General features: G+C 61.3%; 9 protein-coding genes. All 9 read left to right on the top strand.

The genetic code is table 11. From position 1 onward, the window contains the following. Positions 1-29 precede the first annotated feature (29 nt). The 9 genes from alg8 (at position 30) to JBE38_RS14705 (ending at position 12816) form a co-directional block, all read left to right on the top strand. The gene (gene alg8 / locus JBE38_RS14665) at positions 30-1511 is read left to right on the top strand and encodes a mannuronan synthase (protein ID WP_161548234.1); all 1482 of its coding nucleotides are present in this window, start codon (positions 30-32) and stop codon (positions 1509-1511) included. 37 nt (positions 1512-1548) lie between these two features. After that, complete coding sequence (locus JBE38_RS14670; RefSeq protein ID WP_205344558.1) at positions 1549-2715, top strand: alginate biosynthesis protein Alg44; 1167 nt, start codon at positions 1549-1551, stop codon at positions 2713-2715. An 8-nt stretch (positions 2716-2723) separates the two neighbouring features. Next, on the top strand, positions 2724-4268 hold the full coding sequence (gene algK / locus JBE38_RS14675; RefSeq protein WP_240202510.1) for an alginate biosynthesis TPR repeat lipoprotein AlgK: 1545 nt from the start codon (positions 2724-2726) through the stop codon (positions 4266-4268). Continuing rightward, on the top strand, positions 4265-5752 hold the full coding sequence (locus tag JBE38_RS14680; protein ID WP_205344559.1) for an alginate export family protein: 1488 nt from the start codon (positions 4265-4267) through the stop codon (positions 5750-5752). Before algK ends, JBE38_RS14680 begins: the two co-directional genes overlap by 4 nt. After that, on the top strand, positions 5752-7320 hold the full coding sequence (gene algG / locus JBE38_RS14685; protein ID WP_198760488.1) for a mannuronan 5-epimerase AlgG: 1569 nt from the start codon (positions 5752-5754) through the stop codon (positions 7318-7320). Before JBE38_RS14680 ends, algG begins: the two co-directional genes overlap by 1 nt. Positions 7321-7331: 11 nt before the next feature. Beyond that, positions 7332-8780, top strand: a complete 1449-nt coding sequence (locus JBE38_RS14690) for an alginate O-acetyltransferase (RefSeq protein WP_205344600.1) — start codon at positions 7332-7334, stop codon at positions 8778-8780. Between the two features lie 8 nt (positions 8781-8788). After that, positions 8789-9898 (top strand): mannuronate-specific alginate lyase, encoded by a 1110-nt coding sequence (locus JBE38_RS14695; protein WP_205344560.1) that lies wholly within the window; start codon positions 8789-8791, stop codon positions 9896-9898. Positions 9899-10090: 192 nt separating this feature from the next. Further along, entirely contained in the window at positions 10091-11623 is a 1533-nt protein-coding gene (locus JBE38_RS14700) for an MBOAT family O-acyltransferase (protein ID WP_205344561.1), read from the top strand. Positions 11624-11634: 11 nt separating this feature from the next. Beyond that, complete coding sequence (locus tag JBE38_RS14705; protein WP_161548237.1) at positions 11635-12816, top strand: alginate O-acetyltransferase; 1182 nt, start codon at positions 11635-11637, stop codon at positions 12814-12816. Position 12817: the final 1 nt, after the last annotated feature.

The raw sequence follows: 12817 nt of genomic DNA on the forward strand, positions 1-12817 counted from the left end.
GGAGCCTTCTCCACCCTCGGATGACGCTCATGTCCAAGTTAAGACACATTTTGCTCCAATCGGCCGGCTGGTTGTTCTTCCTCAGCCTGCTGATGGGTCTCGCCCTGCTGTTGCCGGCGAGCACGTTCGACTCGCAGTCGAAGAATTTTATTTTCCTGATTGGTGCCGTCGGTATCTGGCGCTACTCGATGGGGGCGACGCATTTCTTTCGCGGCATGCTGTTCCTGTACGTGGTCTACCCGCACCTGCGCCGCAAAGTGCGCAAGCTGGGCAAGGCCGCCGACCCGTCCCATGTGTTCCTGATGGTCACCAGCTTCCGTATCGACGCGTTGACCACCGCCCAGGTGTACAGCTCGGTGATCCGTGAAGCCATTGAATGCGGCTTCCCCACTACGGTGGTCTGCTCGCTGGTGGAAATGTCCGATGAGCTGTTGGTGAAAAGCCTGTGGGAACGCATGAACCCTCCGGACCACGTCAAGCTCGACTTCGTGCGCATCGCCGGCACCGGCAAGCGCGACGGCCTGGCCTTCGGCTTCCGCGCCATCTCCCGGCATATGCCGGATGACCGCGCCGTGGTGGCCGTGATCGACGGCGACACCGTGCTCGCAGAAGGCGTGGTACGCAAGACCGTGCCGTGGTTCCAGCTGTTCGACAACGTCGGCGGCCTGACCACCAACGAGTTCTGCGAAGTACGCGGCGGCTACATCATGAGCGAATGGCACAAGCTGCGGTTCGCCCAGCGGCACATCAACATGTGCTCCATGGCCCTGTCCAAGCGCGTACTGACCATGACCGGGCGCATGTCGGTGTTCCGTGCCACGGTGGTCACCGACCCGGACTTCATCGCCGATGTGGAAAGCGACTCGCTGCAACACTGGCGCCTGGGCCGTTTCAAGTTTTTGACAGGTGATGACAAGTCCAGCTGGTTCAGCCTGATGCGCCTGGGCTACGACACCTTCTACGTGCCGGACGCCGCGATCAACACGGTCGAGCACCCACCGGAAAAGAGCTTTATCAAGGCCAGCCGCAAACTGATGTTCCGCTGGTACGGCAACAACCTGCGCCAGAACTCCCGCGCCCTGGGCCTGGGTGTACGCCGCCTGGGCGTGTTTACCAGCATCGTGTTGTTCGACCAGCGCGTGTCGATGTGGACGTCCCTGCTCGGCCTGACCGTAGCGTTCATTGCCACCTTCAAATACGGCGGCGCGTTCATCCTCGCGTACCTGCTGTGGATCGGCATCACTCGCCTGATTCTCACGCTGTTGCTGTCGTGCTCCGGCCACAAGATCGGCCCGGCCTACCCGGTGATTCTCTATTACAACCAGATCATGGGGGCGCTGGTGAAGATCTACGTGTTCTTCCGCCTTGATCAACAGTCCTGGACCCGCCAGGACACCAAACTGACCCGCGATTTGGCCAGCTTTCAACGTTGGTTCAACACCTGGTCGTCTCGGACCATGACCTTCTCTGCCGGCAGCATCTTTGTCGCCGTGCTTTTGATGATGGTCTGACCCTGCCAAGCCTGAATTAACTAGGAAATCGAACAGTATGAACAGCCCAGTCAATGCCAATGTTGTCCACGAATCCGAAGCCCAGCGCCAACATGCCCGAGTCAAGATTCCGGCCAAGTTGCGCTTCTTCAACACTGACCGTACACCGACTGAAGCACGGGTGATCGACCTGTCCGCCGGTGGCCTGGCATTCACCTCCACCCAGCCGCTGACCGTCGGCGCCGTGCACAAAGGCCGCCTGCAATTTGTCATCGACAACCTCGGCCTGGCGATGGATGTGGAGCTGCAGATCCGCTCCTACGACCGCCAGAGCGGCCGCACCGGTTGCCAGTTCCAGAACCTGGAGCCGCAAGACATTTCCACCCTGCGCCACCTGATCACCTCGCACTTGTCCGGTGACATCGTGACCATGGGCGACGTGCTCGCCACCCTGCAACGCGACAATTTCACCAAGGCGCGCAAGGTCAAGGACAGCGGCAGTGGCATGACCGCGTTCGGTCGTCTGCGTGCAGTGACGTTCAGCGCGGGGATCTTCCTGGTCGGCCTCGCGGCGTTCGGTTTTATCTTCAAATCGGTGTACGGCATGTACTTCGTCAGCCACGCCCAGGCCGGCCTGGTCAGCGTGCCCGGCATGAACGTGACCATGCCCCGCGACGGCACCGTGCAGAGCTTGCTCAAAGGTGACGCGGTCGCCGCCAAAGGCGCGCCACTGGCGACGTTCAGCACCAGCATGCTCGACGTCCTCAAAGGCCACCTGGACGAAGACCAACTGCAGCCGGCCAAGGTTGAAGAACTGTTCGGCAAGCAAATGACCGGCACCCTCACTTCGCCCTGCGATTGCGTGGTCGCCCAGCAACTGGTTGCCGACGGCCAGTACGCGAGCAAAGGTGACGTGATCTTCCATCTGGTGCCACGCGGCAGCCAGGCCAACGTGGAAGCACGCTTCACCTATCGCCAGTTCGCCGACGTTCGCCCAGGCACTGCGGTGAGCTTCCAGGTGGCCGACGAAGAACAGGTGCGTACCGGCACCATCGTCAGCAGCACCAGCCTGAACAGCGCCGACCTGTCTTCCGACATCCGCGTACAGATCAAGCCAGACGCCCCGCTGGACAGCACCTACGCCGGTCGCCCGGTGGAAGTGACCAGCGACCGCGGCCCCTCCTTGAACTGGCTGATCGATAAAGCCATGGCTCACGGTCTGTAAGCGAGGACATGCCTGTGAACCCAATATCAAAAACAACACGATCCCTGTGGGACCGGGCTTGCCGTGGCGAGGGCGCTTGCTCCCGCTCGACTGCGCAGCAGTCGTCGACTTTTTGGGGGCGCTTCGCCCCCCAGCGCAAGCAAGCTTGCTCGCCACAGCAAGCCCCCTCCCACCTGGGTTCGCTGGCCTTGCTGGCTGTTGCGGTGAGCCTGGCCGGTTGCGCCGGCCTGCCCGACCAGCGTTTGGCCAACGAAGCCTTGAAACGTGGCGACACCGTCACCGCCCAGCAGAATTACCAGCAACTGGCAGACCTGGGCTACAGCGAGGCCCAGGTAGGCTTGGCCGATATCCAGGTCGGCACACGCGATCCGGCGCAAATCAAACAGGCCGAAGCCACATACCGTGCGGCGGCGGACACCTCGCCCCGCGCCCAGGCCCGTCTCGGTCGCCTGCTGGTGGCCAAGCCCGGCAGCACCGAAGCCGAACAGCATGAAGCCGAAGGGCTGCTGAAAAAAGCCTTTGCCCATGGCGAAGGCAACACCCTGATCCCGCTGGCGATGCTGTACCTGCAGTATCCGCACAGTTTCCCGAACGTGAATGCCCAGCAGCAGATCAGCCAATGGCAGGCTGCCGGTTACCCCGAAGCCGGTCTGGCCCAAGTGCTGCTGTATCGCACCCAGGACACCTACGACCAGCACCTGGATGATGTGGAACGCATCTGCAAGACCGCACTGAACACCACCGATATCTGCTACGTCGAGCTGGCCACGGTCTATCAGAAAAAGGCCGAGCCGGAGAAACAAGCCGAGCTGCTCAAGCAGATGGAAGCCGGCTACAGCCGTGGCACCGTCACCGCACAACGCGTCGACAGCGTCGCCCGTGTGCTCGGCGACGCCAGCCTCGGCCAGCCGGACGAAAAAACCGCCCAGGCGCTGCTGGAGAAGATCGCCCCCGGCTACCCTGCGTCCTGGGTCAGCCTGGCGCAGTTGCTCTACGACTTCCCTGAACTGGGTGACGTCGACCAGATGATGAAGTACCTGGACAACGGCCGCGCTGCCGACCAGCCGCGTGCCGAATTGTTGCTGGGCAAGCTCTACTACGAAGGCAAGTGGGTACCGGCCGACGCCAAGGCCGCCGAAGCCCACTTCGAAAAAGCCGTGGGCAAGGAAGTCGCCGCCGATTACTACCTCGGCCAGATCTACCGTCGTGGCTACCTGGGCAAGGTCTACTCGCAAAAAGCCCTGGACCACTTGTTGACGGCTGCACGCAACGGCCAGAACAGCGCCGACTTCGCCATTGCCCAGTTGTTCTCCCAAGGCAAGGGCACCAAGCCCGACCCATTGAACGCCTATGTCTTCAGCCAATTGGCCAAGGCCCAGGACACGCCGGAGGCCAACGAGTTGGCCACCCAGCTTGAAGCCCCGCTAACGCCTGCGCAACGCGCCGAAGGCCAACGCCTGGTGCAACAAGAACTGGCCACCCGCGGCACCCTGGCCCAGAGCACGCTGCAACTGCACGCCCTGCAAGAAGAAGACGGCGAGGAATCCCTATGAAGCTCAATCCATTCGTCAAGGCCGGCATTGGCCTGACCTTCGCCCTGCTCTGGTCGTGCCCGACCCTGGCGGCGCTGACCGAAGCCAAGAACTTCGGCCTGGAAGTGAAAATCACCGGCCAGTCCGAAGACGACCGCGACCTGGGCACCAAGCCCGGCGGTGACGTCAACGGCATCGGCCTCGACCTGCGCCCGTGGGTCTATGGTGAAAGCGGCGCGTGGAGCGCCTATGCGATGGGCCAGGCCGTGACATCGAGCGACATCATCGAGACCGACACCCTGCAACAGTCCTCCGATGACGCCACCGAGCAGTCAAGCAACAACGACCGCAAGACCAAGAAAAACTACCTGGCCCTGCGCGAGTTTTGGGTCGGCTACAGCGGCTTCACGCCCTACCCTGGGGAGATGCTCAAGCTGGGTCGCCAACGCCTGCGCAACGACGACGGCCAATGGCGCGATACCAATATCGAGGCGCTGAACTGGACCTTCGACACCACCTTGCTCAAGGCCAATGTCGGCGCCGCCGAACGCTTCAGCGAATACCGCACCGACCTCAAGGAACTGTCGCCCAAGGACAAGGACCGCCAGCACTTCTACGCCGATGCGTCCTACCAGTGGACACCGGGCCAGTGGATCGGCATACGCGGGCACCACACCCATGACGATGGCAAGCTCGACTACGCCGAACCCGGCGTAGCCACCGACCCGCTGGACAAGCGCGAAAACGGCGACCTGACCTGGCTCGGCCTCGAAGCCAATAGCGACGCCTACAACTGGCGCAATACCAATACCGTCAACTACTGGGCCAGCATCACCGGCATGCAGGGCAACCGCGACACGGTCAATGCGTTGAATGCCGACGGCACCCGCCCGGGCAACGCCAAGCGCAGTGATGACGTGAACGGCTGGGCCACCGATATCGGTGTGCGCCTGCGCCTCGACCCGCAGTGGCAAGTCGGTGCAGCTTATTCGCGCGCCAGCGCCGAATACGAGCAGAACGGCCTGCAGAGCAACCGTTCGAACTGGACCGGCACCCAGTCCCGCGTGCACCGCTTCGGCGAGGCGTTCCGGGGTGAGATGAACAACATGCAGTCCATGAGCCTGTTCGGTTCCTGGCAACTGCGCGAGGACTATGACGCCAGCCTGGTCTACCACAAGTTCTGGCGTGTCGACGGCAACAAGCCGGTGGGCAGCAACGGTATCGACGCCGTGCAGAACAACACCGATGACGTGACCGGCGCAATCTTGTCCAGCACTTCCCTGCCCCTTGAAGACGGCAAGAAAGACCTGGGCCAGGAGATGGACCTGGTGGTCACCAAGTACTTCAAGCAGGGCCTGCTGCCGGCTGCATTGAGCCAGTCGATCGATGAACCATCGGCCCTGGTGCGCTTTCGTGCAGGCGTGTTCAAACCGGGCGACGCCTATGGCAGCCAAGTCGACTCGTACATGCACCGCGCCTTTGTCGACGTGATCTGGCGATTCTGATGGGAGCCTGCGCAATGAATGCTCAAAGCCTACTCGTCGCCGCAATGCTGCTGGCCAGCGCCCCGGCGTTTGCCGATTCGGCGGCCAAGGCGCCGACCATCGCCAAAGGGCTGCAACAGGCCAAGACCTACACCATTTCCAGCCCGCCGACCGCACCGCTGGAAATGGCCAAGCCCGCCTTGCCGGACCTGAGCGGCTACACCGCTGCGGCGCTGGAAAAGAAAGTCGTACGCAGCAAGCCCGGCAAGATCAGCATCCGTCGCATGATGCAGGAAGACGCGCTCAAGGATTTCATCGGCGGTGACAACAAGATGGCCGAATGGGTGGTGCGTCAGCACGGCATTCCCCAGGCGATCTTCGTCGATGACGGCTACATGAACCTCAAGGACTTGCTCGGCAAAGTACCCAAGCAGTACTTCAGCGAGACCTCGCCGGGTGTGTTCCTGGCCAAGCTGCCGATCGTGGTCGGGCGTAAAGGCATCCTCGAAATCGACCGCAAAACCCAGGAGCTGCGCCTGTCCCAACAAGCCGGTGCGTTCCTGATCAACGACGGGCAGCTGTTCGTGCGTGATACCAAGATCACCGGTTGGAATGAAAAGACCAACGGCCCGGCGCTGTTCCAGTCACCCAAGGAGTTCCGTCCGTTCCTGCTGGCCTGGGGCGGTACCGAGACCTACGTGGCCAACAGCAAGATGGCCAGTTTCGGCTACGCCAACAGCAAGTCGTACGGCGTGAGTATTTCCCAGTACACCCCGAACATGGCCAAGGTGCTCAAGCGTGCGGAACCGACCGGCTGGATCATCGATTCCGAGTTCTCGGACATGTGGTACGGCTTCTACTGCTATGAAACCACGGGTTTTGTCATCAAGGGCAATACCTACAAGGACAACATCGTCTACGGCATCGACCCCCACGACCGCTCCCATGGCCTGATCATCGCCGACAACACCGTGCACGGCACGAAGAAGAAGCACGGCATCATCATTTCCCGTGAGGTCAATGACAGCTTCATCTTCAACAACCGCAGCTACGACAACAAGCTCTCGGGCCTGGTGATCGACCGTAACAGCGTGAACAACCTGATCGTCGACAACGAGATCTACCGCAACCACACCGACGGCATCACCCTCTATGAGAGCGGCGACAACCTGTTGTGGGGCAACAAGGTGATCAGCAACCGTCGCCACGGCATTCGCGTGCGCAACAGCGTGAACATCAAGCTCTACGAGAACACGGCCATGGCCAACGGCCTGACCGGCGTGTACGGCCACATCAAGGATCTGACCGACACCGACCGTGACATCGCCCTCGACCCGTTCGACGCCAAGGTCTCGCTGATCGTGGTCGGCGGTGAACTGGCGGGCAACGCCAGCGGGCCGCTGTCCATCGACTCGCCGCTGAGCGTCGAGCTGTATCGCGTGTCGATGCTGGCACCGACCAAGTCCAGCGGTATCAGCTTCAACGGCGTGCTGGGCGATCGCCAGGAAGAAATTCTCGACCTGCTGGTACGCCAGCAGAAAGCCGTGCTGATCGACCCTGTCGAACGCCAGACCGAAATGCAGGATTGAGGATGACCCTTATGCACCCACACATGATCAAACTGCTGAGCCTTTCGGGTCTGACCCTCGGCCTGCTCGCGGCCAGCCAGGGCGTACGCGCCGACGAACTGAAGGCTCCGACCTTCACCGCCGAACCCTGCTGCAGCCTGTGCCCGGCCGCGCATGACGCGAAGAACTACACCACGCGCTACCAACAGAACTTCACCACCCTGGTGCAAGCCCAGGGCGATTGGCTGTTCCGTACCCAGGAAGATTTGCGCACCGAATTCGACACCACCCCGGCCGGTTACAAGCGCATGCAACAGCTGCACGATGCGTTCAAGGCCAAGGGCGTGGAGCTGGTATTGGTCTACCAGCCGACCCGTGGCCTGGTAAACCGCAACAAGCTCAACCCCGAAGAAAAAGCCAAGTTCGATTTCGACAAGGCGTTGGGCAACTACAAGAGCATGCTCGGCCGTTTCGCCAAGATGGGCTTTGTAGTGCCGGACCTGTCGCCGTTGACCAATGAGCAACTGCCCGATGAATTGCCGGCCCACGACTTCTACTTCCGCGGCGACCAGCACTGGACCCCGTACGGCGCCCAGCGCACCGCGAAAATAGTCGCCGCCAAAGTGCGTGCGATGCCTGAGTTCGCGGATATTCCCAAGCGTGAATTCGAAACCAAACGCTCCGGACGCATGGGCAAGACCGGCACCCTGCACAACATGGCCGGGCAACTGTGCGGCACCAGCTATGCGATCCAGTACATGGACCAGTTCACCACCGAGCCCAAGGGCGAAGCGGGCGACGGCGATTTGTTCGGTGACTCGGGCAACCCGCAGATCACCCTGGTGGGCACCAGCCACAGCGGCAAGAACTACAACTTCGCCGGCTTCCTGGAACAGGAAATCGGTGCCGATATCCTCAACGTCGCCTTCCCCGGCGGCGGCCTGGAAGGCTCGATGATCCAGTACCTGGGCAGCGATGAATTCCAGAAGAGCCCACCGAAGATCCTGATCTGGGAATTCTCGCCACTGTATCGCCTGGACCAGGAAACCATCTACCGCCAGATGATGGCGCTGCTCGACAACGGCTGTGAAGGCAAGACCGCGCAGATGAGCACCAGCACTACGCTCAAACCCGGCAAGAACGAACTGCTGGTCAACAGCGCGAACAAGGACCTGCGTAACAGCAGCCATCAGGTGGATATCCGCTTCGCCGATCCGTCGGTGAAAACCTTGCACGCCACCCTCTGGTACATGAACGGGCGCCACGAGGACATCAAGATCGAGAAACCCGAAACATCCGATACAGACGGGCGTTTCGCCTTTGAACTGCGCACCGATGAAGACTGGGCCTCGCAGAACTTGCTGGCCGTGGAAGTGCAGGGGCCGGAAGCGGGAGCTGCCGCGCAAAAGGTCGAAGCGAAAATTTGCACACGCAACGTATTCCCAAGCGGTGCTCAGCAGACCGCCCAACTCGGGAAGTGAGGTGACTTATGCAAAAACTATGGATTCCCTCGTTGCTCGGCCTGGCGATCTTCGCCGGTTCCGTCAACGCCGCCGCCCCGCTACGTCCGCCCCAGGGCTATTTCGCACCGGTTGAAGCGTTCAAGACCGGCGATTTCAAGGAAAACTGCGACACCATGCCGACGCCCTATACCGGGCCGCTGCAATTTCGCAGCAAGTACGAAGGCTCGGACAAGGCTCGCGCCACGCTGAACCTGAAGTCCGAACAGGCCTTTCGCGACAGCACCGCCGATATCACCAAGTTGGAAAAAGACACCAGCAAGCGTGTGATGCAGTTCATGCGCGACGGCCGCCCGGAGCAGCTCGAGTGCACGTTGAACTGGCTGGTATCGTGGGCCAAGGCCGATGCGTTGATGTCCAAGGACTTCAACCACACCGGCAAATCCATGCGCAAATGGGCATTGGGCAGCATGGCCTCGGCCTATGTGCGCCTGAAGTTCTCCGACTCTCACCCGCTGGCCAACCATCAGCAGGAATCGCAACTGATCGAGGCGTGGTTCAACAAGCTGGCCGATCAAGTCGTCAGCGACTGGGACAACCTGCCGCTGGAAAAAACCAACAACCACTCCTACTGGGCCGCCTGGTCGGTGATGGCCACGTCCATCGCCACCAACCGCCGCGACCTGTTTGAGTGGGCGGTGAAGGAATACAAGGTCGGCGTGAACCAGGTCGACGACCAGGGCTTTTTGCCCAACGAATTGAAGCGTCAGCAGCGGGCCCTGTCGTACCACAACTACGCCCTGCCGCCGCTGTCGATGATCGCCAGTTTTGCCTTGGTCAATGGCGTGGACTTGCGCCAGGAAAACAACAGCGCGCTCAAGCGCCTGGGCGACAAAGTGCTGGCCGGCGTGAAAGACCCGCAGATCTTCGAACAGAAGAACGGCAAAGAGCAGGACATGAAGGACTTGAAGCAGGACATGAAATTCGCCTGGCTCGAACCCTTCTGCACCCTCTACACCTGCGCCCCGGATGTACTCGAGCGCAAGCACGGGATGCAGCCCTTCAAGACCTTCCGCCTGGGCGGCGACCTGACCAAGGTCTACGACCCGACGCATGAAAAAGGCAACAAAGGCAGTTAGCGGCTGATCGTTCCCACGCTCCACGTGGGAACGCAGCCAGGGACGCTCCGCGTCCCGGAAGCGGACGCAGAGCGTCCAGTGAGGCGTTCCCACGCAGAGCGTGGGGACGATCACACCGCCCTCCCCGTCTTTTCGTGGGGGGTTTGGGGGGGCTCTGGCCCTTGACTGTTGGTTAAACATGGAGAGATCGGGATGGTTTTCTCGTCCAATGTGTTCCTGTTTCTGTTCTTGCCGATCTTTCTCGGCTTGTACTACTTGAGCGGGCAACGCTATCGCAACCTGCTGCTGCTGATTGCCAGCTACGTGTTCTACGCCTGGTGGCGAGTGGACTTCCTGGCGTTGTTCGCCGCCGTCACCCTGTGGAACTACTGGATCGGCCTCAAGGTCGGCGCCGCCGGTGTACGCACCCGGCCGGCACAGCGTTGGCTGCTGCTCGGCGTGGCCGTCGACCTGTGCATCCTCGGTTACTTCAAGTACGCCAACTTCGGCGTCGACAGCATCAATGTGATGATGAAGTCGATGGGCCTGGAGCCGTTCATCCTCACCCACGTGTTGTTGCCGATCGGTATCTCGTTCTACATCTTCGAGTCCATCAGCTACATCATCGACGTGTACCGCGGCGACACCCCAGCCACGCGTAACCTCATCGACTTTGCCGCGTTCGTGGCGATCTTCCCGCACCTGATCGCCGGCCCGGTCCTGCGTTTTCGCGACCTGGCCGACCAGTTCAACAACCGCACCCACACCCTCGATAAATTCTCCGAGGGCTGCACCCGGTTCATGCAGGGTTTTATCAAGAAGGTGTTCATTGCCGACACCTTGGCGGTGGTGGCCGATCATTGCTTCGCCCTGCAAACCCCCACCACCGGCGACGCCTGGCTCGGCGCGCTGGCCTACACCGCGCAGCTGTACTTCGACTTTTCCGGCTACAGCGACATGGCTATCGGCCTGGGCTTGATGATGGGTTTTCGCTTCATGGAAAACTTCAAGCAGCCGTACATCAGCCAATCGATCACCGAGTTCTGGCGACGTTGGCACATCAGCCTGTCCACCTGGTTGCGCGATTACCTGTACATCACCCTGGGCGGTAACCGCAAAGGTACGCTGACCACCTACCGCAACCTGTTCCTGACCATGCTGCTCGGCGGCCTGTGGCACGGTGCGAACATCACCTACATCGTGTGGGGCGCATGGCACGGCATGTGGCTGGCGATTGAAAAAGCCATCGGCCTCAACACCGCACCCCGCAGTTTCAACGTCATCCGTTGGGCCTTCACCTTCCTCCTGGTGGTGATGGGCTGGGTGATCTTCCGCGCTGAAAACCTGCACGTCGCCGGGCGTATGTACGGCGCGATGTTCAGCTTCAACGAGTGGTCGCTGTCGGAACTCAACCGCGCCAGCCTCACCGGCCTGCAAGTGGCAACCCTGGTGGTGGCGTACGCCACGCTGGCGTTCTTCGGCCTGCGCGACTTCTACGCCAACCGCCCCGCCGAGAAAACCCGCCCGGCCGACCCGAGCCTGATCAAGGCGGTGCCGGGCGACAACCCAGGCAGCATCCACCAGCCCGGCTTCACCGTCGGCCGGGATGCCGCCGTGCAACCGGCCTACTGGACGGCTGACTGGCCACGCTACGCCATGCGCGCGGCGGTGCTGCTGTTGTTCGTGGCGTCGATTCTCAAACTGTCGGCGCAGAGTTTCTCGCCGTTCCTTTACTTCCAATTCTGAGGGAGCCGACCATGACCCGCTCATTGCGCATCCTCTACATCAGCCTGTTCCTGGCGTTGCTGCTGGCCCTTGGCGCCTGGTCGCTGCGCAGTTTCTTCGGCTTCAGCACCAATGCCGACGCGACAGTACTCAACGGTCGCTGGACCAAGGCCGTCGAGACCCACTACGACGACGAGTTCCCGATCAAGCGCCTGGGCACCAACCTCTGGGCCGCGCTGGACTACAAGCTGTTCAACGAAGGTCGCAAGGGCGTAGTGCTCGGTCGCGATCACTGGTTGTACAGCGACGAGGAGTTCAACCCCAGCGCCAACGAAGACCAGAACCTGCAAGACAATTACGCACTGGTCGAAGGCGTGCGCCAGAAGCTCAAGGCCCAGGGCATTCAACTGGTGATGGCGATCGTGCCGGCCAAGGTGCGCCTGTACCCGGAACACCTGGGTGAGGTGAAACCTGCGAGCATCCACGCCAATCTGTACCAGGACTTCCACGCCCACGTGGCCGCCGACAAGATCATCGCCCCCGACCTGCTGGGCCCGCTGCAACAGGCCAAGCTCGGCGGCAAGCAAGTGTTCCTGCGTACCGACACCCACTGGACACCGGACGGCGCCGAAGTCGCGGCCAAACAGCTGGCCAAGGTGATTGCCGACAAGACCCCGCTCAGCGGCGAACCCCAGCGCTTCGTCACCGAAGCCGAAAGGACCGAGCCGCATAAAGGCGACCTGCGTCTGTTCCTGCCGCTGGACCCGTTGTTCGAAAACCTGATGCCGCCTAAAGAGCCGCTGCAAAAACGCGTTACTCATCTGGCTGAAAACAAAGGTGACGATGCGTTATTCAGCGACAGCGAAACCCCAGTGGCCCTGGTCGGCACCAGCTACAGCGCCAACCCCAACTGGAACTTCGTCGGCGCGCTCAAGCAAGCCTTGCACAGCGACGTGATCAGCTACGCCGAAGACGGCCACGGCCCGATCCTGCCGATGCTCAGTTACCTGAAAAGCGACGACTTCAAGAACAGCCCGCCGCAAGTGCTGATCTGGGAGTTCCCCGAACGATATCTGCCCGTCAACAACGAAATCGGCGATGCCGACCCGCAGTGGGTTGCGCAGCTTAAACAAGCCGGTTCGCGCCAACAAAACATGGCACTCAACACCGTAAAAACCCAGAAATCCGAGATGCCCGACCGGGCGCAAAACTGAA

It is taken from the genome of Pseudomonas sp. ICBG1301 (genome assembly GCF_016918385.1).
GTDB classification, from domain to species: domain Bacteria; phylum Pseudomonadota; class Gammaproteobacteria; order Pseudomonadales; family Pseudomonadaceae; genus Aquipseudomonas; species Aquipseudomonas palleroniana.